This window comes from Chryseolinea sp. H1M3-3 (genome assembly GCF_029360725.1).
In the GTDB taxonomy this organism is placed as follows: Bacteria; Bacteroidota; Bacteroidia; order Cytophagales; family Cyclobacteriaceae; genus Chryseolinea.
Genome location: NZ_JARKMY010000010.1, coordinates 886,860 through 910,915, shown reverse-complemented (window position 1 = coordinate 910,915; position 24,056 = coordinate 886,860). Strand labels below are relative to the sequence as shown.

Here is a 24,056-nt window from a genome sequence, read left to right as displayed (position 1 = left end):
TAGTAGTAGCGCAGGGAAAATAATATGGAGAAATACGATCATACATTTCACTACAAGCAGGATTTTTCGCTGGAGTCGGGGTCAACCTTGTCTGGATTTCAACTTAAATACACCACGCTTGGTAAGCTTAATGCTGACCGCAGTAATGTTGTCTGGATCTGTCACGCGTTGACCGGAAGTTCTGATTTCACTGACTGGTGGAGTGGGCTTTTTGATGAAGGAAGATTTTTTGATCCGCGTCATTACTTCATCGTCTGTGCTAACGTGTTGGGTGGATGCTATGGATCCACAGGTCCGCTTTCAATAGATCCAAAGACAAGCAAACCATATTATCATAACTTTCCACCGGTTACCAACCGTGACGTGGTGCATGCATTTGACCTGCTGCGAAAAGAACTTCGACTGGAGAATATTCACACCCTTATTGGTGGCTCGTTGGGTGGCCAGCAGGTTTTGGAGTGGGCCATTCAACAACCCGATGTGTTTCAACATATCATTCCAATTGCTACCAACGCCAATCATTCACCGTGGGGAATTGCTTTTAACGAGGCGCAGCGCATGGCCATTGAAACTGATCCAACATGGAAAGAGAATCATCCGCGTGCAGGGTTAGAAGGATTGAAAGCTGCCCGTGCCATCGGAATGATTTCATACCGGTACTATGAAACGTATCAGCACACCCAAGCGGAGAAAAGCAATGAAACGCTTCGGGACTTTCGAGCTGCTACCTATCAGCGTTATCAAGGTCAGAAGCTTGCAAATCGTTTTAATGCATTTACTTATTGGGGCCTGTCCATCATGATGGATACACACAACGTAGGTCGGAATAGGCCAAGCGTTGCAGATGCTTTAAAAAAGATTAAAGCCAGAACATTGGTCGTGGGGATTGACAGCGATATCTTATTCCCTCTTCAGGAACAGAAGTTTCTAGCAGAACATATTCCTGATGCAAGGCTTGAAGTGATGTCTTCACTTTACGGTCACGACGGATTTTTGGTTGAGTTTGAACAATTGAGTAGTCATATTAAAAATTTCTTTGCGCAAGATCACATTTCAGCGAGAGCAAGCGCATAAACTAAAATTGTATATCATGAGTTTGGAAAATAAGGTACCGCATCAATCTAATACAACTAATCATCGCCATCTCACCCTAGGTGTATTTGGATTTGGATGTGTAGGCCAGGGACTTTATCATGTGTTAAATGAAACACCAGGAATCAAAGCAGACATTAAAAAGATTTGCGTAAAAGATAAAAACAAATCTCGCTTGCTCCCTGAAAAATTATTCACATTCGATAAAGAAGAAATATTAAATGACCCTGAAATTGATGTTGTTGTTGAATTGATTGATGATTCAAATGCAGCTTTCGAAATCGTGAAGGAAGCCTTGCAAAAAGGTAAAGCCGTCGTCACGGCAAATAAAAAAATGCTGGCAGAACATCTCGAAGAAATCTATCATCTCCAGCGTCAGTATGGAAAGCCAGTTTTATACGAAGGGTCAGTTTGCGGAAGTATTCCGATCATTAGAAATCTCGAAGAATATTACGACAACGACTTGTTAACCGGTATTGAAGGTATTTTTAACGGGTCCACAAACTACATTCTGACGAAAGTTTTCGAAGAGAAAAAGAATTATTCGGATGCTTTACAACAAGCGCAGGAATTAGGGTTTGCAGAATCAGATCCGAGTCTGGATGTTAAAGGCTTTGACCCCAAATTCAAATTAGTGATTGCAATTGCCCATACCTTCGGAGTATTCGTAAAACCGGAAGATGTTATCAACATCGGTATTGATAAAATATCGGAGCTTGATTTAAAATTTGCTTACGACAATCATTATGCGATCAAGCTTGTAGCGAGAGCCTTCAAAATTAAGAACCGGGTTTATGGTTTTGTCTGTCCACAGTTCATAGAATCTACGCATCCGCTTTACGCCGTTCGCAACGAATACAATGCTGTACAACTCGAAAGTGCATTTGCAGAGAAACAACTTTTTGTTGGTAAGGGTGCTGGTAGCTATCCGACCGGATCAGCAGTGCTCTCCGATATTTCTGCCCTCACCTATCAATATCAATACGAGTACAAAAAATTACATCAATTAAACGATCTTCAATTTTCAAATCATTTGTTGGTGGAGGCATTCGTAAGTTTTGATAAAGGTATTAATATCTCCATCAGTGATTTTGCACACTTTGAATCCGGGTACGCATCGCACGGAAAACAGTATATGGTCGGTAAAGTGAGCCTTTCGAAGCTCCACGAGTGGTCTTTGCTTGATGGTGTCGGGATCATTTTGGCTCCGGGAGCTGTCTTTACGCCAGAGAAAAAATCTACCTCCGAGGAATCGTTCGCATTCGCATAATTTTTTTTATAAAAAATGCCTCAAAAAGCACATGCTTGGTTGATGAAGGGCTTTAAAAATCTGGATATTTTCTGCCGTTTGTAACGGGTGCTCAATATATTTGTAGCAGTTAAAATCCAAATTGAGATGGTCATTATATCCTCCATTGCAGCATTTACCATAATCATTTTGTTATTGGTGTTCATGTTGCTTTTTGCGCAGAAGAAATTGGTTCAGTCAGGTCCGGTGAAGATTGTGATCAATGGCGAGAAGACTTTGACCGTTTCCGCAGGTAGTTCTTTGCTATCGACTTTAGCCAACGAAAAAATATTCCTGCCTTCTGCCTGTGGTGGAGGAGGTACTTGCGCCATGTGCAAATGCGTTGTAGAATCTGGCGGTGGCGATGTGCTTCCTACTGAATTAGGACACTTGACGAGACAAGAAAAAAAAGAACATGTGCGCCTGGGCTGTCAGGTGAAGGTAAAGCAGGATTTGGTAATTCGTATCCCTGAGGAAATTTTCGGGATCAAGAAATGGGAATGTGAGGTAGTTTCTAACTATAATGTTTCGACCTTCATTAAAGAATTTGTTGTTAAGCTGCCTCCTGGCGAGACGCTGAAATTTGAAGCAGGTGGATATATTCAAATCGATGTCCCTGTTACTACCGTGGATTACAAAACCATCGACATAACTCCTCATCCTGAACTTGGTCATAAACCTGATGTTTTCAAATCTGACTGGGACAAGTTCAAGCTTTGGGATTTGAAAATGAAGAACGATGAGCCTATTTTCAGGGCCTATTCCATGGCCAATCATCCTGCAGAAGGAAACATTGTAATGCTTAATATCCGGGTAGCTACGCCGCCGTGGGACCGTGCGAACAATAAATGGATGGATGTTAATCCTGGCATCTGTTCTTCATACATTTTTGGTCGTAAACCGGGTGATAAAGTAACCATTTCAGGTCCATACGGCGAGTTCCACATTAATCCGACCCAGCGCGAAATGATCTACATCGGTGGTGGAGCGGGGATGGCGCCATTGCGGGCTCAAATCTTCCACTTATTCCATACTGAAAAGACTAATCGTAAAGTTTCTTACTGGTACGGTGGCCGTTCCAAGAAGGAGCTCTTCTATGTTGATCACTTTAGGAAAATTGAAAAAGAATTCCCTAATTTTCAGTTTAACATTGGCTTGTCTGAACCGCTCCCGGAAGACAACTGGAAGGTTAAGAAAAGCCTGGAAGATCGAACTGCAGATGGATATATAGGTTTTATTCACCAATGTCTGTTCGACAATTATCTCAAAACGCATCCAAGTCCTGAGGATGTGGAATATTACCTGTGCGGACCTCCACTCATGAACGCCGCTGTCCTTAAAATGCTGGATGAGATGGGTATTCCAAAGGAAAATATTAGGTTTGACGACTTTGGTGGATAGCCCACCCGAGGAGCGTTGATTAATCGATTCTTGTGTATTTCTGAAATTTTTGCTACCTAGGGTATCCAATAAACCTCAACCCTTGAAAAAAACTATTGCCATATTTTTTTTGGTAATATTCCTGTTCAACGTGGGAGGATATCATTTGATTTTTGTCGCTCTCAAAGTTCAAGCGAAAAATGATCTTTTGCATCGCTTGGACGCAGATGCGTATTCTTCCGAAGAAGTCGTAATCTTAACATTGCCCGTCACGCTACCCTATTCGATTCATAATCCTGAATACGAAAGGGCGATTGGTGAAGTGGAACACAAGGGAGAATTCTATCATTTAGTAAAACAAAAGATTGAAAACGATACGTTGTTCATGATTTGCGTAAAGGATCAGGAACAAACGCGACTTCAATCCTCAATGGAGAAGTATACCTCACTCACGCAAGCCCTCCCGGCGAACACAAAACAAAATTTGAACCTGTTGGATCATCTCTTTAAAGATTTTTTGACAACGGGTTCCATTACGCCCACCGCTAGCTGGATCCTGGAATTTGATATACTTTTCCAATCAAGAGAATTTTCTATTAACCAGCGTTCCCTTTCGATTGATTCCCCTCCTCCCGAACTTGCTTAGTTTTTTTTTTCGGACACTCGCTCCCTGTATTTTCAAATTTAAAGGATTGAATTCGCTTTGTTCAGTATTCCAAAATGGAATGAAGCGTCAGCCATTCGATCGTTTTCTTATACCCTTTTTAAACGCTAAATACATTCTATGAAATCACGTTTTTACTATACTATAATTTTAATGTTTGCACTTGTCATCGGCTCTCACCTCGATACTAAGGCGCAGGGTTGTGTCGCAGTTCGTAACATGTCGTCATGGTCGTTGGGCTCTGACAGTGTTCAAACCAAAGCATGGCAGTTTTCATTAAACTACAGATACTTTCGTTCCTACAAACATTTCAGAGCTAGCCATGAGGAGACACATCGTGTTGAACAAGGTACTGAGGTTATTAATAATGATAATTCACTTCTATTTGGCATTTCATATATACTTAACAAGCGCTGGTCTGTTTCTGCCATCCTTCCTTACTTGGATATTGACAGGTCTTCTTTGTATGAGCATTACGGTAACCCTACTGCTTCCAATCCAACCATCAACCCAAGATTTCATACGCAGGCGCGGGGGTTAGGAGATGTTAGAATCAGCGGATATTATAATGCCTTACAAAAAGAAAAAATAAGTTTATCTGTTGGGCTAGGCGTTAAGTTGCCTACGGGTAATTATGAAACCAAGGATCACTTCCATAAGAAAAATTCTGAAGGTCAGGATACGCTGGTATATCGTGTCGTGGATCAATCTATTCAACTAGGGGATGGAGGCCTTGGTATCATATTGGAGTTTGATGCGGCGTATCATATCAACCACAGATTTTCAATTTACGGGACTGGCCTTTACATGTCTAATCCCAGAAACACAAACGGTATAAAAAGAAGTGATAACCTTACTGAAGGAATTCCTAACTCAAATGAGTTTTCAGTTGTGGATCAATATGTTTTCAGACTTGGTGCGCGGTATACCGTTGACCGTTTTCAGTTCGCGTTGGGCGGACGATACGAAGGCATTCCTTCTGAAGACCTCATTGGCAAAAGTGAAGGCTGGAGAAGACCTGGATATATCATGTCGTTAGAACCATCCATTGTATATAGCACTGGCAAACATACGCTGGCCGTTAATGTACCCATTGCTTTATACCGTAACAGGGTTCAAAATACAATTGACAAAGAAAGAACAAAGATATCCGGAGCTTACCAGATTGGTGATGCTGCGTTCGCCGATTGGTTACTGTCAATTACCTATGCTTATCGTTTGGCAAGGTAAAACCATCCGGATTGAAAGTGAAGTTTTTCGTGAGCCGGCATGTTGTCGGCTCACATTTTTTTAACCCAGTGTAGGAATTTCTAATTTTACAGTTGTTCCTTTTCCTACTTCGGATTCGATGTTGATGTGGCCATTCAATTTTTCGATAGCCTCCTTTACAATGTAAAGTCCAAGCCCAGAGCCTGCTCCATCGTCTGTTGCCCGATAAAACATCTTATAAATATTGGGCAGATGATCTTTTTCTATTCCCTTACCATTGTCCTCGATTGCCAGCGTCGCTGAACTTTTAGAAATATTTACGTTCACCTTAATTATGGGATCATGACCGTTTCGATACCTTATGGAGTTCGATATAATATTGTTCAGGATTACTTTTAGTCGCCAGCGATCAGAGAAGAATGGTTCGTCTTGATTAATTTTAATAACCTTTTCGACAACACCTGTATTGGTTGCATTTTTCAATTGGAGGAAAGTTTCTTCAATTAAAGATTTAAATTGTATTTCTTCCCTTGTCACCTCTAACCTGGAATTTCTGGATTGGTCGAGAATTTCTTTAATAAAATGATCCTGCTGCATGGCACTTTTGTAGATCATGTCTAAGTACATGTCTTTCATGTGCACGTCAATATCTTTTTTTGCAAGATTGATTAACCCAAGCACCGATGCGATGGGTGCACGTAGATCATGCGATACGCTATACACAAAATTGTCAAGTTCTGTATTACGCTTGCTCAGTTCCCTGTTAGTACCTTGAAGTTTTTCTTCCGCTTTTTTTCGTGTTGTAATTTCCTCATTTAACGCTTGGGTTCTTTCAAGAACCATGGTTTCAAGATTCTCATTAAACAGGAGTAATTTGTGTTGTACTTCCAAACGTTCTTTCACAGTGGCGGATAGAACAATTGTTGAAATGCTCATTACGCCAATGAAGATTTGTAAAAGCAACATTGAATTATACGGATCGTCGAGGATGAAGGGACCTTTGCCTAGAATAGTTACATAAAGAGAAACAAATGAAGCGATTAAAATACCGGTGACGGATACGATTAAATCAAAACGAAATGCAAGCCATAATAAGAAGGGAAGGGCCAGAAAAGGAAGCGAGTGCTCTAACGTTGGTACAAGATCGACCTGCAACAAAAGATATATTGATACAACGGTCAATAGAAAAATTCCAACCTCGAATGATTTTTTGGAAGAAATTTTGAAACCAAATTTTTCAGCACATGCCAGGAGAAATGGTGTGAATAACAGAATGCCTACCACATTGCCGATCCACCAGGAGAAGCCAGTGCGCAGGACCTGCGATGTATCAATTAATTTATTAATAAAAAGTCCCAATGTCCCTAGCGTTGCACCACACAAAGACATTGTTAGAGAAACGAAAAGAAACCGGTAGGCGTTCTTAGTACTTTTAAATGGGTAATCAGATTTGATCCAGTTTTTTATCAGATAATTTCCTACCACGGCCTCCATTGTATGAGAGGCTGCAATGAGACTACTCAGTATGATGACTGTTTGGGCAGGAAGATCCGGATTATTCCAATGTGCCATGATATTGGCCACAAGAGCACCAATAGTAATCCCCGGCCATGTTTGTCGGCCGAGTAAAATGACTAAAGCGAAGGCGACTCCGGAAGGAGGCCAGGTTGGGAGAGAGGAACTATTTTCAAAGGCAAAGAAGAACCCTAACCTTGCTGCGAGATAATACAACGAGGCTACTAAAATGATTTTAAAATCAAGACTGTATTTAAGCGGAAATTTTAGATTCAAAATTAATTAACTCATTCTCAACTCAATATACATAGACTTGGAGGCTCAAATCCAGCGACAAACCTCTATGTCTTAAAAATGCACCGTGGCCAGCTCTTTTCGGGGGTTGAATGGATGAATCTTTCAATACACCATTACCATTTTTTGATCTCACCTTTGTATTATATTCACCCAGATTTTTATTTGTATGGATCTTACTATTCTTTTTTCACCCATTGATGAATCACTTTACGCGGGTCTAGGCGCTCCCTCAAGTTTTTTCCGAAGCATCCATGCGTTCACCGAAAAAATGCCTGATTACCGCGGTGCTCATATCGCTATTTTCGGTATCAAGGAAGAACGTGGTTCTCACAATAATAAAGGCACTGCTTCGGGACCCGACGAGATTAGGAAGAAGCTGTATCATCTAAAAAAGGGTTTGGGTGCATATCGCATTGTCGATCTTGGAAACTTAAATATTGGGCACGACGTGAGTGAGTCTTATGTGCGTGTCAGCGAGGTTTGCCGCATGCTTTTAGAACATAACGTTCTACCAATCATTATCGGAGGCTCGCATGATCTCGACTATGGTCAGTATTGTGCGTACGAAACCATGGAGAAGCTTGTTAGTTTATTAAACATTGATGCCTATTTGGACTTAGAAGAGAAAAGCGAGTCGCCAGAAAATAGACATCACATCCATAAAATCTTGTTGCATGAACCGAACTACCTGTTCAGCTACACGCATTTGGCGTATCAGTCGTATCTAATTGATCCGCAGTCTGTTTCTATTTTGGAAAAGTTATACTTTGAAGCGTTTCGTGTTGGGCAGATTCGTACTAATATTCAGGAGATTGAACCGGTGGTAAGGAATGCTGACATGGTTGCTTTTGACATTACAGCCATTCGGTCGGCTGATGCTCCTGGTAATGCAAATGCACAACCTTTCGGGTTAACAGGGGAGGAGGCGTGTCAGATTTGCTGGTACGCCGGACTTAATGAAAAACTAAGCTCTATTGGTTTTTATGAGTACAATCCTTCCTATGACGATGCTCATAAGAAAACAGCTTCGGTCATCGCTACGATGATTTGGTACTTTATCGAAGGGTATTACAACCGCAAGAACGAACAGAATTTTAAGAGTAACGATTTTATGAAATACTCTGTTTCCATGCCTGTGGAACCAGAAGTCATTTCTTTTTATAAAAGTAAATTCAGTGAAAAGTGGTGGATGGAAATTCCTTATCAGAATGGAAAAGAAAAATATTCAAGAAATAGCATTGTGCCTTGCAGTTACAGCGACTACCAGACAGCCGTTAAAGGTGAAGTGCCTGATCGTTACATCAGTACGCTCGCTAAACTACTTTGAAGTGCTTGACAAAGCTTAGACGACGTTGTTCAACTGCTCTTTGATTTTTTCAAGTTCCTCTTTCATAACAACAACATGTTTTTGAATACCGGCATCGTTGGCCTTGGAGCCGATCGTGTTAATCTCTCGTCCGATTTCCTGCGCAATGAAACCTAATTTTTTTCCGTTACCCTGTACTTCATTCAATACACCCATAAAATAATCAAGGTGTGATTTCAATCGCACCTTTTCTTCATTGATGTCCAGCTTTTCTATGTAAAAAATAATTTCTTGTTCAAGTCGATTGGTGTCGTAGCCTTCTTCACCAAAAAATGTCGTTACGTTTCCTTTCAATTTTTCGCGAATCTTGTCGACTCTTTTCGGATCAAGTTCATCAACGTTTTTCAGCGCCTGATAAATTACCGTACAACAATCTTTCAGCATTTTTTCTAAGACCTTCCCTTCTGCTTTTCTGAATTGTTCACATTTATCAAGGGCCTCAGAAACACACGATTTAACATTGACCCACTCTTCGTCGCTATTGTTGTCTTTCAATTTAGCTTGAATTACTTCCGGCGAATTCAGTGCAAGCTCAAAAAGCTGATCATAAGGAGCCACGACTTTATCCGCTAATTTTTTCAATTCAGCATAATAAGCGATGAACAATTTTTCGTTGTATGATTGCTTAACATCCTCTTCACCATATCGCTGATACTCTATGGAGATTGAAACCTTACCCCGTTCAAGTTTTTCGCTGATGAGGTTCCGTACTTCGATTTCTTTGTCTGAAAAAGTTTTGGGTAAGCGAATGTTAAGATCCAGAAATTTGGAATTCAGGCTTTTGACTTCTACGGTAATTTGAATTTTCCCATCATCCAAAATGCTTTGGCCGAAGCCTGTCATGGATTTAATCATGCATGATAAATTGTAGTGTGGAATTGGTGCAAAATACAAAACATATTTTGCACATGAACACTTTACCTAATTGTTTATGGGCGACGTATTAGAAATCGAAACCAAGTGTTACGTGAAGTCTAGGTTTGGCTACTTCATAATTTTCGACAGGCCACGCCACGTCAAACTTCATATAGTATCCTAGCATAACGGTACGCATACCCAAACCGTAGCTGTATAGCCAGGGATTTAAGTAATTCTTAATTTTTATATTGAAGTGTTTATTCGGGCCGGTGTTAATTTCTTCGTAGCTCACGCTGTTCTCAGAGCTAAAGGGTGGTTTACCAGACCAGCTCGTACCAATATCATAGAATGCAATGAACTGCATATTGCGAAGAAAATTGGAAGAGATCGGCCCACTTGATAGTGCCCGGATCAAAGGAACTCGCAATTCAGCATTCGCCAGCATTACACTGTTCCCAAAAATGTTTGCGTAGTCAAATCCACGAAGCGTGGTTGCAAATTCGACAAAGAGAATATCTTGGGTTTCTGCCGGATAGCCAAGGGGATTGAATTCACCTTCGCTGGTTCTTCCAGTTGTTTTCGTTTTGTTAAACAACCAATTGTCCATACCACCGAGGAGATATTTTTTTGGAGAATTGCCAAAGAATGTTCCTGCAAATCCACGGACGGCAAACACAATTTCTTTGTAAATTTTCTGATAGTGCCGTACATCGATGCTTGCCTGGCTGAAGCTAAGCTCTTTGTTTTCCAGCCCTTGGTAATGTTGAAAGGAAATCTTTCCACGGGTACCTTCGATAAGATTAAGTCCGGTAGAAACCGAATTGTCATACACAATCTCCGATTTAACACCAGCATAGAAGTTGTTTATAGGTGCCGCCGTGGGAGGAGCAGAAGGATAATCTTCCTGGGTTAAATCAACAGATCTTGCCAACGCTGCAAAAGGTTTTACCGTGAATCGTATCCTGTCTGAGACTGGCAACGATGCGCCTATTTCAAAACGATTCAATGAATAATGGTAGAGGTTCCGCTGAGGCTCATTCACATCCTCTGGCGCTGGCCAGCGAATGCCCTTGCGATCAAATCTTGCACTGAAATCGATCAGCGATTTCAAATACTGAAATTCTCCAAAGAAATCTCCGTTACGCAGATCAACACTCGTCATTAAACCACCAAAGAACCGGTAATTCTCGAGCATATCATTCATTTGCGTTTCAATGGAGATACCAAGTCCGCGAATAGGATCTACGACCAGTGATGTAACGAGGTTATTAGAGCTGAACTTTGACTCGTAGGGGAACGGTCCGGTAATTCGGCTTTTCTCCCGCGCTTTTCTGTATCGCGTTAAGAAAGTTTCGCTCGGCTGATTTTGTTTTACAACTTCGTCTTCGAAAACATAATTATCGGTGTTAATCACATTTGGCTTTGCAGTTACCGCATTGGCAGAATCCTGTTGGGCGGTGGTTTGAAGTTGCGCGGAATCAATAGCAGCCCGTCCCGTTGAATCGTTAACTACTGCCGAGTCAGGAACAGATTGGTTTAAAGTCAGAGAATCGGACGGAGTAGTAATAGTTGAATCTGTTTTGACGGTATCGCGTTGAGGTTGTGCCTCCTTTAGTCGCGCATTGAGCAGATCTTTGATGCTCATGTTTTTATTTTCTTCTGTCTTACGTCGCTCACGGATAACACGTGCTTGCTGCAAGTCTTTTCTGCGGGTTGCAGGTGTGAAAATCTGGCGGTCAATATTAAATCCACGCTCAACAAAGATGTTTTCTTTCATGTTCTTTGTCATCACCATGGACAATGTGTTGGTGTTGAAATTCAGATCGTAGTATTTAATACTTGACGAATAGTTTGTTACCTGCGTATAGATGCCGTTACTACGGTTGAATTTGAAAAGATTTACAATACCTCTCTGATCACTTAGGTAATAGAAATGATTTGCATCTAATGCTTTTGGAGATTGATCTTTGCTGATGGTGTTTGTTAGTCGGGTTAACAAAAATTTCGTGCTGTCTAAATCATAAATAAAAAGATTGTAATTATTGCTGAGCTGATCGAACTGCGGTTTGGTATTTGCGCGCAACGTATCAGTTGTTCTGTTCGAACTGAAAACAATCTGATTGGTATTGGGGATGAAGCTTGGATCCAGATCATCATACATATCGTTGGTAAGCCGCCTGATACGGTCGCGTTTTGCGCTCAGTAAAAACAGGTCACTCCGGCCTTCAAAATCGGCACTTAAAATAACCAGCCTTCCGTTTCCCGAGAAATCGAAGCTGCGGATGTTGCTGAAACGTTCCAGCTCGCGGGGAATTTTAGTTTTGGTATTAAAGTCGTAGAGCCAAAAAATGTATTCTCCCTTGTTCACACCAATCACACCAAGGGTATTGGCATCGGCCCAGGCGATCAGCGGAAGCCGGTAGTCAACACGTTGCTTTATTACTTTACTGCCACCGGATATGATGCGTTTTTCTTTCCCTGTCTCGAGGGAGCGTACCTTAATGATGTATCGGCCACGGTCGTTTTCAGCGTATGCTATGTTACGACCATCCGGACTTAATTTAACGGTAGGAAATTCTGTCGTCCTATTATGCTGCCGGGTGAAAGAGGCGCTGTCTGCTGCGTTCACATATGACTTTCCAACTTGCGCGCTCATGTCAGTATAGAATTTCTGCCATTCTGTAAGCAACTGGCGAAAGTTAATGCCGAGGGTTATTAGAATGCTTTTTTCTTCGTTACGGGTAACTCGAGTGTAATTTAAAATGTTGGCAACACTGCTTTTACCATATTTTTCGGCTATAAAATTCCATATCGACTGGCCAACCAGTTCGGCATCTTTGCCGCCCAGTTTGGTGGCTCTTCGGGCCTTGCGTGTAGCCATCAGCTGCCGAATGTAATCGTCCATATCCATGCTCCATCCCTTTGCAACATATCGTGATGCACCATCAACAAACCAGTCCGGAAGGTTCATCAGGATAGAACTTTGAAACATATCTTTAAGATTTCCGCCGAACATCATTTCGTTGATCATCAAATCTGAAATCTGGTACAGCAATTCGTCTTTAAATTCTTGTGCAGTTCCCAGGTGTGCTACTTCAACATAGGGTTTTATAAATTCCGTCTCACCACCAACGTTAAATACATTATGATTGAGGCCCACATTGCTTTGCCGGAGATCGCTGAGGGAGTTGTAGATAAAAACCTTTGTTTTAAAATATGGTGGATATCCAATAAGATCTGTGATGCGATCAAATTCGCCCTCCAGAAATTCGAGAGCTTCTTGTGCCATTCCTTTGCGCGCATCGTAATAATACACGTCAAAGTTTTCGCCACTTAGGTAGACCCAGTCAAACTGGCGATATTGGATTCTGTTTTTACCGAATACTTCCCGCGATTGCTGTGCGTATATCGACGAGGAACTAACGAGTAAAAGAATAAGTGGTAATAAAATTCCGCTGCGCAAATTCATATTCTTGTTGAGGGAGACCAATATAATAATTTATAACGTTCAATATTCACCTCTTTGTTTAAGGATTGGTGATTTTCAATTGATTGGACCAAAATTTCTGAAAAATATGGAGCCAGGCTCACGCCTTTCGGACCCAGGCCATTGAAAATATACAAAACCTTATGCTCAGGATGTTGTCCTAATACCGGTTTCCTGTCGTGCGTAGTCGGACGAATACCCCATTCCTGGTCCACAACAGTATAAGGAAAACTAACCAATTCATCCATTTTTGAAGTCAATTCGGCACGTGCCTGGTCCGTAATGTCCTTTACGTTGTCTGTCAAAGAGTATGTAGCACCAACACGCCAGGTTCCTTTTTGGTTTACTGGCACTGCATAAACGCCCCGATTAATAATAATATTTTCTGAGCGGTGACTTTCTATCCGGATGGTTTCTCCTTTTAAGGGTAATATCGGCACCCATTTAAACCATTGATTGCTTTCGATTCCCTGGCAAAAAATAAGGTTTGATGCTTCGTGACCTTTATACCGAATCGAATTTTCGCCGATTTCCAACAAATCATCATCAAGACTTTCTTCAAGGAAAAGGGCATTGGATTTAATAAAAGTTCTGACAGCCTCTAGGTAGGGTATGGTATCCAAATAGCCGCATTGATTTAACATCAATCCCCCAAAAACGTCTTTAACATTTTTATGGGTTGGATGGGTGTAGATCTCTCGAACATAGCCCTGATAAATCGGATCCGCACTTTTTGCCATCCATTCATTTTGTTCCTCGATTGATCCAAAAGGCCGATAAAGCGGCATCTGGTGGAAAAATTTTTGTCGTGTAAGTGCTTCGGCAGCCTGATAGAATTTCTGGAAATAAGGAAATAATTGGTCGGCCATCCATGTTTTAACTAAGTTCCTTCCCGTCACTGGATTAAATAACCCAGCGGCAACCCGGGATGAGGAATTTGCACAAGGTCGGTCTATAACAAGGATTTTTTTTTGACGCTTCAGCAATTGCAAAGCCACAGCTGATCCGGCTAATCCCTGACCGACGATGACGTAATCGATGTGTTTTTTTCCTAGCATTCTCAAAATGCAACCTAGTCAAATAGTTTCTGGATCCGAGTTTGCATCCGTCAGTTTTTCTTGGCTTTCGGGATTTCGGTTTTTGCGTAGTAATTTGGTCCGGATAAATCAACCAATCAACATCAACGTGATTAAGATTCACACATTTGTTTTTAATGCATTTCAGGAGAACACCTATGTGATTTCCGATCATACAAAAGAATGCGTTGTCGTGGACCCCGGTTGTTATGATGAACGCGAGAGAAAAGAATTGGACGACTACATTTCCAATAATCAACTCAGCGTGGGCATGCTATGGAACACACATTGTCATATTGATCATGTTCTGGGCAACGACTTTGTAAAACGAAAATATAACGTCAAGCTTTATGTTCATCCTACAGAAGAATTTGTGTTGCACGCTCAAAAAATACTGGCCTCTCACTATGGGTTTCATCTTTACCAGGAAGCTACGCCCGATGCCTTATTAAAGGAAGGCGACGTGATGCAATTTGGAGAACAAAAATTTTCTGTTCTTTTTGTCCCGGGCCACTCACCTGGGCACGTTGCATTTTATAATGAGAAAGAAAGAACCGTTATTGCCGGCGATGTGCTGTTCAAAAGCAGCATAGGAAGAGCAGATTTGCCCGGTGGAAATTATAACACCTTAATCAATAGCATTCATCAAAAGCTTTTCACATTGCCAGATGATGTTACCGTGTATCCTGGTCATGGCCCGGAGACGACAATTGGCGTAGAAAAAAGAACAAATCCATTTTGCGCCCTTACTATACGTTAAATATGCTTAAACACATTCCGAATTTTTTAACCTGTTGTAACTTGATATGTGGCTGCCTGGGAGTTATTGGTTTGTTAGAAGGATGGAATATACCGATTGCATATTTTGTGTGGGCGGCTGGAATTTTCGATTTTTTCGATGGATTTGCTGCGCGATTATTAAAGATATCTTCTCCACTTGGAAAAGAACTGGATTCCCTCGCTGATATGGTCAGCTTTGGTATGGTCCCTTCTTTATACATGTATGTATCGCTTTCCTTGGAATCGCCTTTTTCCTATATACCCTACATCGCAATTCTCATTGCTGTTTGTTCGGCGTTGAGATTGGCCATCTTTAATCTCGACGAATCTCAATCCGATTCCTTTAAAGGATTGCCCACGCCGGCCAATGCTTTTTTTATCACAGCATTGCCATTTTTAGAATCCCCAATTTTGGATTTCGTGTTTAGCCCGCTGGTGCTGAGTGTGATCGTGGTTGTGTTTTCATTGCTGTTGGTTTCAAGAATCGATCTTTTTGCATTGAAATTCAAAAACTTCGGCTGGGCGGATAATAAAACCAGGTTTACTTTCCTGGGTTTGGCTGTATTACTGATAGTAGCTTTAAAACTGGCTGCTTTTCCTTTTATTATACTTTCATACATCGCACTTTCGTTAGGTGTCCGGATGTTTCAAAAATAAGGCGCTATTTTCGAAGTTGAATTTTTACGTGTATTCCTATTTCACCATACGATCTTTCATTTGCGGTCTGCTGCTGCTGACGGTATTCCATGCATTTGGTCAATCCTCTGTCTTGCAATCGGGGGTGTGGTATAAGCTGGGTATTGAGAGACGTGGTGTTTATAAAATCACGTACAATCAGTTTAAAAAAATGGGGTTTGATGCGACGTCTGATCCGCGAAAAATAAAAGTTTTTGGGAACGTCGGAGGAATGCTTCCTCAGGCCAATGAAACCAGCAGACCGATTGATCTCGTTGAAAATGCAATTTATATTTCCGGTGAAAATGATGGAAGCTTTGACAAAGGGGACTACATTTTGTTTTATGCTGAAGGCGCAGACCGTGTTGTATACGATGTTCGGAGGGAAATCTTTGCGTACGAAAGTAATTTATACAGCCAGAAGAATTTCTGTTTTATTACGGTAGGCGATACGGATGGCAAAAGAATTTCCAATAGACCAAATTCTGATGGTAGTTTTCCGGTAATCCGTCAGTATGATGACTACATCTACCATGAGTTGGACGACCATAATATTTTAAGCTCCGGCCGCGAATGGTTTGGTGAACGATTCGGTATCAACCCCGACCGTACTTTTACATTCGACATCAGCGATATCATGCCTAGTTCCACTATTAAAATTGTATCTGATGTTGTAAGTCAATCTTTCGGAACGTCATCAATCAACCTATCGTGGAATAATGCAGCGATAGCAACACAGACGCTGCCGATCATTCCAAACACCCAGTACGGAATCAAGGGTGCTCATAAAAAAGATACTATCCAACTAAATGCTGACGTCGTCGGCGCATCATCCACAACTTCGCAATCGCTAAGATATCAATTCAATAAAGCCGCTACGGGCGCATCCTCAACGTACCTTGATTTTTTTCTTATTAACATAAAACGCGCTTTGAAATTATCTGGTCATCAAACGCTTTTTCGATCGCGCGAAAGCCTGTCTCAAGCCACATCGTCATTTGAGATTGCCGATGTTACAGACAAATGCTTGATATGGAATATCAGCGATCCTTCTACCCCTGTGCAGCAAAATTTTCAGCTCCAAAATAGTTTTGCGATATTTTCTGACAAAAGCGATCAACTGCAGGAGTATATTATTTTTGATCATGAAGTCCCGTCGCCTGAATTGATCGGAAAGGTTGAAAACCAAAATCTTCGGGGATTAACAACGCCCAACCTGATCATCATCACGCATCAGGATTTTCGTGCCGAAGCGCAACGCTTAGCCGGGCATCGAGCAGCTCATAACGCAATGACTACTGCTGTCGTAACCCCCGAAGAAATTTTCGTGGAGTTCTCTTCGGGTCGACAGGATGTCACGGCCATACGGGATTTTATTAAACATTTGTATGATAAAAATCCTGAAACCCTGAAAGCAGTCCTTTTTTTTGGAAAGGCATCGTATGATTACAAAGACCGTATCAGAAACAACACGAATTTTGTTCCTACCTATGAATCGCGCAACTCATTATCTCCCCTAGCCACCTATTCTTCAGATGACTATTTCGCTTTCCTCGAAAATAACGAGGGGGATTGGGGCGAGTCTCCGATTCAAAACCACACCCTGGACATTGGAGTTGGGCGATTACCCGTTAAAACAATCGAAGAGGCGAAAGTGGTAGTCGATAAGATCATTCACTACGATAATTACAAAAAGACATACGGCCATTGGCGAAAAAATATTGTGTTCGTGGGTGATGATGGAAACAATGCCGACAATTTTACAAGCAGTCACCAATCGCAAGCAAATTCTATAGCGGAATCCATTGAATCTTCAGAACCTGCCTTTGATACAAAAAAAATATTTCTGGGTAAATACGAAAAGACCGTCCGTCCTAACGGAGAGACTATACCTGCGGTGAACGAAGATATTGTAAGGCGTTTTGATAAGGGCTCGCTCATCATCAATTTTACAGGACACGGCAATGAAAAACAATGGGCTGACGAAAAGATATTTTCAAATTTGGAAATCGAAGAACTGGAGAACAAACTCTATCCGTTCTTGGTAACCGCTACCTGCGAATTTGGGCGGCAGGATGACCCAACCGTTGTTTCCGGTGCTGAACTTAGTGTGCTTCAGAATAGTGGAGGTGCCATCGGATTGGTTACAACGGCACGCCCAGTAAATGCTGGGACAAACTTTGTATTAAATCAACAGTTCTACGCGGCTCTTTTTCAAAAGCATTCTTCGCGATACAACACACTTGGTAAAGTGTTTCGAGATACAAAGAACAACAGTATGAGTGGCGTGGCAAACCGAAATTTTTCGTTGCTGGGCGATCCTTCCATGACGTTGGCGATGGCCACGGAATCGATCGAGGTAACGGAGTTAAAAACCATTACAGGTTCAGACACTTTAAAAGCATTATCTACTGTAAGTTTAAAAGGAGAAATTCACAATGAATCGGGTGAGGTAATGGAGGACTTTAATGGCATATTGGAATTTACGCTATTTGATAAAGAAGTCGATTTTGTGACCATAGGAAAAAATAACCCTCCTTTTAAGTTTAATGAATGGCATAACGCGTTATACCGGGGTAAGGCATCGGTCATCAATGGAACATTTGAATTTCAATTTGTCCTTACAAAAAATGTTGACTACAAAATTGGTCCCGGGAAGTTGAGTTTGTATGCTTTTGATCCAACCCATTCGCGCGATGCAAGCGGTTCATTTTTATCCTTCAACGTAGGAGGCACAGAAACAACTTTTCTCTCAGATAACGCATCACCTACATTACAGTTGTTCATGAATGACACATCTTTCATTTCAGGTGGGCTGGTGGGTACTAACGGTACCCTTATTGCACACTTGAGTGATGATAGTGGTATCAATATTTCTGGTTATAGTATCGGAAGTGCATTGGTAGCTTACCTGGACGATGACAAACAAGCTTATATTTTAAATGATTACTATGAAGCTTACATGGATGATTTTAAAAGGGGATATGTACATTTTCCAATAAGGGGATTGTCTCCTGGAAAGCACTCTATTACTGTAAAAGCCTGGGATATTCACAACAATCCTGGCCAGGCTACCATTGAATTTGTCGTTACCGCCGATGATAATTTGGTGATTGAGACCTTGGCTAATTTCCCAAACCCTTTTCAGTCTGAAACTTCTGTTTTTTTTACACACAATCGTTCGGGCGATGACCTTCACGCACAGTTGGTTATTTATGGTGCAAGCGGTGTACAATTAAAAACCTACGAATTTGATCTGCCCGAGAGCGCTTATCATGTAGATTTGGGGCAGATTAATAATCTGTATGATTTTGGAAAAAAACTCCCGGCGGGCATATACTTAGCACGTTTGGCTGTTCGTTCATTAACGAATGGCTCTAAAAATGAGCGTGTTACAAAACTAATTGTTGTGAATTAATTATCTTTGAGCCTTTGAAAAACACATTGATGTATTATCGCGTAATTCTGTTATTGATACTTGGAGGAGCAGCCACTCAGCAAGCTTTCTCACAAAATGTACTAGGTCAGGAAGTTGCCATTACTACAGCAGTACCCTTTTTAGCAATATCTCCGGATGCGCGGCATGCTGCCCTGGGAGATGCCGGCGTAGCCACGTCGCCTGATGCCAACTCGGCTTATTGGAATGCTGGTAAGTTGGTGTTCATTCAAAATAAATACGGTGCGTCAGCATCCTATACGCCATGGTTAGGCAAGATCGTGAACGATATGTCGATCTCATATCTTACGGGCTTCTACAAAATTACACGCGAACAAGCCGTGTCAATTGCTTTAAAGTATTTTGACATGGGTGATATTACGTTTCGTGAAGGTCCGCTTATCAGCGACATCAGCGGGGAATATAATCCTCGTGATTTTTCTTTCGATGCTACATACTCAAGAATGTTGTCGGAAAATCTCGGGATCGGTCTATCCGGCCGTTACATCTATTCTAACCTTACCGGAACAAGTGCAACCATCGACGCGAAGCCTGGCAAAAGTGTTGCAGCTGACGTTGGAATATATTACACCAAGCCGCTTCAATGGAGAAGGTTGTCAACCCTTTCATTGGGTGCGTCTATTTCTAATATCGGTGCAAAGCTAACTTATACCGATAATAATAACGAAGATTTTTTGCCCACGAATTTTCGCGTGGGAACCGCACTTACAACAGAATTAGATCCATACAACACCATTACGTTTGTGTTGGATTTTAACAAACTAATGGTTCCAAGTCCACCCATAAGAAATGATACAAGCGGTGTAATTATCTCGGGCAGAGATCCAAACCGTTCCTTGCTAAATGCTATGTTCAGTTCTTTTACAGATGCGCCTAACGGTGCAAGTGAAGAGTTCCAGGAGGTGATGACTTCAGTTGGAATTGAATATTGGTACAACAAAACATTTGCGGCCCGTCTCGGATATTTCAATGAGGCGCGTAGTAAAGGCAATCGAAAATACATGACCATCGGTCTAGGATTTAATAAGGATAGGTTTGGGATTGATATTGCCTACTTAGTTCCAACGGCAAAGCGCGAGCACCCATTAGCGGAGACGTTGCGTTTTACGTTGCATTTTAATATTAATGAAAATCCTGCTGCCGAAGAATCTGTTACTGACAATCCCTAATGCTTGATAGAACGATTGCACCGCCATTTCAAAGGAGTACTTCCTTTGAATTAATTCAACCTGAAAAGAAGACGCTAAAGAGCGGGGCCGAAGCATATTTTGTTTTGGGTGGTACCCAGGAGGTCAGCAAAGTTGAAATTATTTTTCCAGCCGGCCGATGGGTAGAAAAGGTATGGGGCGCAGCATATTTTGCATCGAATCTTTTGTCTAAAGGCACAAAGAAAAAAACAAGTTTTGAGATTGCCCATTTGCTCGATTTGTACGGCGCCCATCTGGAAATTCATCCAGGTTTGGATCATATTTCTGTTTCAATCTATTTATTAAATAAAAATTTTGAGCCGGCAATTTCGCTCTTCTTAGAACTGCTTACTGAATCTGTTTTAGTGCAACCGGAAATAGATTTGTTGAAATCAATTTATCTCCAAAATCTGAAAGTAAATTACGAGAAGACCAGTTTTCAGGCGTCCAGACTGGTTAGAAAAAATCTTTTTGGAGAAGGTCATCCGTATGGTAAGGAACTGGATGAGGCTGACGTTGAAAAAGTTGATCGTGATTCGCTTCTTGAACATTATAACGAGTTCTTTAAGAAAGCAACCATACTTGTGTCGGGAAAAGTATCTGAAAAAAATCAACGCATTATTGAGAATGCCTTCTCGTCATTTGAGTTTAATAAGATTGACCGAATAGATTTTACGAACAAAGATTTAAACTATACGCGCCACGTTGTGGCGAAGGAAGGCAGTGTACAATCTTCCATACGACTTGCTAAAAGAGCGATTTCAAAAACACGTCCTGACTATGCCGATGCCCTATTTTTAAACCACATTCTGGGAGGGTATTTCGGGTCCCGGCTAATGAAAAACATTCGCGAAGACAAAGGGTTGTCATATGGTATATCGTCATCGCTGCATTCGTTGAAGCACGACGGCTATCTGGTTATCGGTGCAGATGTAAATAATGAAAATGTAGAACTTACATTTGACGAAATTGCGAAGGAGTTGAAACGTGTGAGAACCGAGAAAATTGGAGAGGAAGAACTGGATATCGCGCGCAATCATTTTATCGGTAGTCTACAACTTGAGATCACAACTTCATTTGCGCATGCCGATAAAATAAAAAATATGGTTCTTTTTAGTTTGTCGCCCCAATATTACCAAAACATGATTTCCCGTGTCGGCGCTATTACGGCAGAAGAATTGCTGGAAGTTGCCAACCGATATTTTCAAGAAGATAGTTTTGTCGAAATAGCAGTAGGATAGCGGACATACGAGGTCTTGTTGTTAAACGCCTGACGATTTCCAAGTAGATAGAAGTCTTTCCCCTTCCGTAGAACCCCACAGTTAGCTTATAACATTTTCGCTTTGGTATGATGTATAAAGTATTAGATTTGATTTGCTCATCATATTCAAATCATGCAGCCATCCCATCTCAACCGTAGAAAATTTATTCGATATACCGCTGCGCTAAGTGGAGGAGTCATCTTATCACCTACACTCTATCAAGCCGCTATGGGCAGTCAGCAGTTGCAACGTAAAGCCTACTGGTTCCAGGAACCACTTCGCATACTTCAAACCGTATTGCGTGAACCCGACGCTGTTAACTATGATGCCAAGTCGGTAGTGGCCTACATGGAAAAAACTGGGTGCAATACGCTGATTGTGAACGGTGGGGGTATTGTGGATTTTTTCCAAAATCCCCTTCCAGCTGCCAACATTAATTCTTTCATGGGCAAGCGGGATATTCTTAAAGAAATAACGGACGCTTGTCATGCAGCAAGCATACGGGTTATTGCTCGCGTTGATTTTAGAGGTGTAGAGGAAAAGATATTTCAACAACATCCTCAATGGTTTAGTGTGGATCAGCAGCAAAAACCAAAACAGTTACTGTATACACGTCCACAGCTTTATGCATCTTGTTATACGGGTTACCATCGCAATGAACATGCGCAGGCGTTTATAAAGCACATCATTTCCACTTACAACATCGATGGCATCTGGCATAATAGCATCGGTGTCCAGGGTATTTGTTATTGTAAACAGTGCCAGGAATCTTTCAGGCAAATAGCGGGGGAGAATATTCCTTCTCCTGATGCTGATACGGTGCAGCTCGATAACTATATGAAGTGGAAGTCGCAGATGGCAGAAAAGCACATGGAGAAAATGAAACAAACCGTAAAGTCTTTTGGTGAGGATAAAGTCTATACGGCGGAAGTGTTCAGCATGTTTGAAGCGGGTAGTCGAATAAATGATGGAATAGACCTCTACATGGCCCGCGATCATTTTGATTTTTTAGTAAGTGTTGCCTTCCTTACTGAAAACTCGGAGCACATACACTACGCCGATCTGAATTACGCCAACACCATCATAAAGTTTTTAAAATCAATGGCGCCTGAAAAGGAGGCTATCATTTTGTATGGTGGCAATGGAACTTCACACCGCTACGTTATGGATCCGCCTGTTGATCTTAAGGTATGGTTATGGCAGGCACTCGCAGCTGGCGGCAGGTTTTGGAATTGTAGCTTTACGGGCATGCATCCTGGCGCTACTTACGATCGGAGAACAGCCTTCCATCAAAGCGACACCTATCAATTTGTAAAAGCCCATGAAAAGGAATTGAGGCAGCAGGCTGCAGTGGCAGATGTCGCTGTATATTACTCGAGGGCTACACGTTTGTCATTTCGAAATAAGTCTGAAGAAGGCGATCCCTTTGAAGCCTTTATAAAAGGCACGGAGACAGTGTTAATTGAAAATCATATTTTACACGATTTCGTTGCCGATGATCAGATAAGCAAAGAACGATTATCAAAGTATAAAGTCATTATTCTTGCCAACGTTAGGTGCCTTTCACAAAAGGAAGTTGCGCTGCTTTCGGAATATGTAGGGAACGGAGGAAATTTGGTTGCGACTTATGAAACGAGCCTGTATACAGAGGATGGTACGAAGCGCAAAGACTTTGGATTAACGGAAGTTTTTGGATGCAGTTATACCGGCGAAAAAGTGAACACCCGCAAAGACTTTTATCAGGTGATTGCTGATCCGGATCATTTTATTGTTAAACCTGATAGCAATGAAACAGCCTTGTTAATTAATGCCGGGTATACCCTGTTATGCAAAGCTTTTCCCCGGGCAAAAAAGATTTGTACCTATAATCCGATTGTTCATAATCAGCCGCCCGAAAAGGCGTGGACCAACGAATGGGCGAAAGAATTTCCTACCGTTTTAGAAAATGTATATAAAAAAGGGAAGGTCATTTATTTCTCCAATCAACCTGATTTGATCTCTTTTGAATTCGCGCATCCTGACGTTCGAAATCTTCTGGCAAGAAGTATAAAATACCTAGCCGGCAATTCTTTGATATTGGAAACCACGGCGCCGGAAAGCGTTCATGTGGGACTTACGCAATCTATTCAAAATCCAAATGAATATATCTTCTCTTTAGTGAACACGACCTCCGGTCCGGTACGACCCCTTCGAAGCTTATTGCCGGTTTACAACATTTCGGTGAAGTTATCCTTGGGTAAAAAGTTGACCAACTACAAAGTCCTTCGTTCAAATGGAGAATCGTCTGTGGTTGACAGGAATGGCGTTGTGGAAGTCGAGGTAAAGAAATTGGAAGATTTCTCCTCGGTTTCACTTACCACCATGTGATTGCTGTCGCGGTTTAGGGAAATCTGCACGGTAAAAATCCGGCTAACCTATCGATCAAATTGAAAGCGGTGATCTGCCTTTTGAAATATCAAACGA

16 protein-coding genes are annotated in these 24,056 nt (G+C 41.5%); 12 read left to right on the top strand and 4 right to left on the bottom strand.

Going from position 1 to position 24,056, the window contains the following annotated elements; all coding sequences use genetic code 11:
* Positions 1-24: 24 nt before the first annotated feature.
* The 5 genes from metX (at position 25) to P2W71_RS20640 (ending at position 5,654) form a co-directional block, all read left to right on the top strand.
* The gene (gene metX / locus P2W71_RS20660) at positions 25-1,074 is read left to right on the top strand and encodes a homoserine O-acetyltransferase (protein WP_276373228.1); all 1,050 of its coding nucleotides are present in this window, start codon (positions 25-27) and stop codon (positions 1,072-1,074) included.
* A gap of 16 nt (positions 1,075-1,090) precedes the next feature.
* Positions 1,091-2,362, top strand: a complete 1,272-nt coding sequence (locus P2W71_RS20655; RefSeq protein ID WP_276373227.1) for a homoserine dehydrogenase — start codon at positions 1,091-1,093, stop codon at positions 2,360-2,362.
* 120 nt (positions 2,363-2,482) lie between these two features.
* Complete coding sequence (gene nqrF / locus P2W71_RS20650; protein WP_276373346.1) at positions 2,483-3,781, top strand: NADH:ubiquinone reductase (Na(+)-transporting) subunit F; 1,299 nt, start codon at positions 2,483-2,485, stop codon at positions 3,779-3,781.
* A gap of 82 nt (positions 3,782-3,863) precedes the next feature.
* Positions 3,864-4,406, top strand: coding sequence for a hypothetical protein (locus tag P2W71_RS20645; RefSeq protein ID WP_276373226.1), 543 nt, complete (start codon positions 3,864-3,866; stop codon positions 4,404-4,406).
* Positions 4,407-4,544: 138 nt separating this feature from the next.
* Positions 4,545-5,654 carry a hypothetical protein gene (locus tag P2W71_RS20640; protein ID WP_276373225.1) on the top strand — a complete coding sequence of 370 codons (1,110 nt, stop codon included), beginning with the start codon at positions 4,545-4,547 and terminating at the stop codon, positions 5,652-5,654.
* A 60-nt stretch (positions 5,655-5,714) separates the two neighbouring features.
* Here P2W71_RS20640 and P2W71_RS20635 read toward each other — a convergent pair whose 3' ends face one another.
* Positions 5,715-7,424: an MASE1 domain-containing protein gene (locus tag P2W71_RS20635; protein WP_276373224.1), complete on the bottom strand. Its 1,710-nt coding sequence runs from the start codon at positions 7,422-7,424 to the stop codon at positions 5,715-5,717.
* A 187-nt stretch (positions 7,425-7,611) separates the two neighbouring features.
* Between P2W71_RS20635 and P2W71_RS20630 the strand changes: the two genes are divergently transcribed.
* Complete coding sequence (locus P2W71_RS20630) at positions 7,612-8,772, top strand: formimidoylglutamase (RefSeq protein WP_276373223.1); 1,161 nt, start codon at positions 7,612-7,614, stop codon at positions 8,770-8,772.
* Positions 8,773-8,787: 15 nt separating this feature from the next.
* Here the strand turns inward: P2W71_RS20630 and P2W71_RS20625 are convergent, their stop codons facing one another.
* The 3 genes from P2W71_RS20625 to P2W71_RS20615 all read right to left on the bottom strand — a co-directional run bounded on the left by P2W71_RS20625 (position 8,788) and on the right by P2W71_RS20615 (position 14,214).
* Positions 8,788-9,666, bottom strand: coding sequence for a YicC/YloC family endoribonuclease (locus P2W71_RS20625; RefSeq protein WP_276373222.1), 879 nt, complete (start codon positions 9,664-9,666; stop codon positions 8,788-8,790).
* An 88-nt stretch (positions 9,667-9,754) separates the two neighbouring features.
* A complete protein-coding gene (locus P2W71_RS20620) occupies positions 9,755-13,138 on the bottom strand; it encodes a translocation protein TolB (RefSeq protein WP_276373221.1) in 3,384 nt (1,127 codons plus the stop codon).
* Positions 13,135-14,214: an FAD-dependent oxidoreductase gene (locus tag P2W71_RS20615; protein WP_276373220.1), complete on the bottom strand. Its 1,080-nt coding sequence runs from the start codon at positions 14,212-14,214 to the stop codon at positions 13,135-13,137. The genes P2W71_RS20620 and P2W71_RS20615 overlap by 4 nt, the downstream gene beginning before the upstream one ends.
* A 127-nt stretch (positions 14,215-14,341) precedes the next feature.
* Between P2W71_RS20615 and P2W71_RS20610 the strand changes: the two genes are divergently transcribed.
* The 6 genes from P2W71_RS20610 (at position 14,342) to P2W71_RS20585 (ending at position 23,960) form a co-directional block, all read left to right on the top strand.
* Positions 14,342-14,992 (top strand): MBL fold metallo-hydrolase, encoded by a 651-nt coding sequence (locus P2W71_RS20610; protein WP_276373219.1) that lies wholly within the window; start codon positions 14,342-14,344, stop codon positions 14,990-14,992.
* A gap of 2 nt (positions 14,993-14,994) precedes the next feature.
* On the top strand, positions 14,995-15,669 hold the full coding sequence (pssA, locus tag P2W71_RS20605) for a CDP-diacylglycerol--serine O-phosphatidyltransferase (protein WP_276373218.1): 675 nt from the start codon (positions 14,995-14,997) through the stop codon (positions 15,667-15,669).
* Positions 15,670-15,697: 28 nt separating this feature from the next.
* Positions 15,698-19,105 (top strand): type IX secretion system sortase PorU, encoded by a 3,408-nt coding sequence (gene porU, locus P2W71_RS20600; protein WP_276373217.1) that lies wholly within the window; start codon positions 15,698-15,700, stop codon positions 19,103-19,105.
* 14 nt (positions 19,106-19,119) lie between these two features.
* Positions 19,120-20,313 carry a type IX secretion system outer membrane channel protein PorV gene (porV, locus tag P2W71_RS20595; RefSeq protein WP_276373216.1) on the top strand — a complete coding sequence of 398 codons (1,194 nt, stop codon included), beginning with the start codon at positions 19,120-19,122 and terminating at the stop codon, positions 20,311-20,313.
* Positions 20,313-21,572 (top strand): pitrilysin family protein, encoded by a 1,260-nt coding sequence (locus P2W71_RS20590; protein ID WP_276373215.1) that lies wholly within the window; start codon positions 20,313-20,315, stop codon positions 21,570-21,572. Before porV ends, P2W71_RS20590 begins: the two co-directional genes overlap by 1 nt.
* A gap of 153 nt (positions 21,573-21,725) precedes the next feature.
* The gene (locus P2W71_RS20585; RefSeq protein WP_276373214.1) at positions 21,726-23,960 is read left to right on the top strand and encodes an alpha-amylase family protein; all 2,235 of its coding nucleotides are present in this window, start codon (positions 21,726-21,728) and stop codon (positions 23,958-23,960) included.
* Positions 23,961-24,056 lie beyond the last annotated feature (96 nt).

Coding starts and splice junctions, on each gene's coding strand:
- metX (WP_276373228.1), top strand. CDS start 25: ATGGAGAAATACGATCATACATTTCACTACAAGCAGGATTTTTCGCTG.
- P2W71_RS20655 (WP_276373227.1), top strand. CDS start 1,091: ATGAGTTTGGAAAATAAGGTACCGCATCAATCTAATACAACTAATCAT.
- P2W71_RS20640 (WP_276373225.1), top strand. CDS start 4,545: ATGAAATCACGTTTTTACTATACTATAATTTTAATGTTTGCACTTGTC.
- P2W71_RS20630 (WP_276373223.1), top strand. CDS start 7,612: ATGGATCTTACTATTCTTTTTTCACCCATTGATGAATCACTTTACGCG.
- P2W71_RS20625 (WP_276373222.1), bottom strand. CDS start 9,666: ATGATTAAATCCATGACAGGCTTCGGCCAAAGCATTTTGGATGATGGG.
- P2W71_RS20620 (WP_276373221.1), bottom strand. CDS start 13,138: ATGAATTTGCGCAGCGGAATTTTATTACCACTTATTCTTTTACTCGTT.
- P2W71_RS20615 (WP_276373220.1), bottom strand. CDS start 14,214: ATGCTAGGAAAAAAACACATCGATTACGTCATCGTCGGTCAGGGATTA.
- pssA (WP_276373218.1), top strand. CDS start 14,995: ATGCTTAAACACATTCCGAATTTTTTAACCTGTTGTAACTTGATATGT.
- P2W71_RS20590 (WP_276373215.1), top strand. CDS start 20,313: ATGCTTGATAGAACGATTGCACCGCCATTTCAAAGGAGTACTTCCTTT.
- P2W71_RS20585 (WP_276373214.1), top strand. CDS start 21,726: ATGCAGCCATCCCATCTCAACCGTAGAAAATTTATTCGATATACCGCT.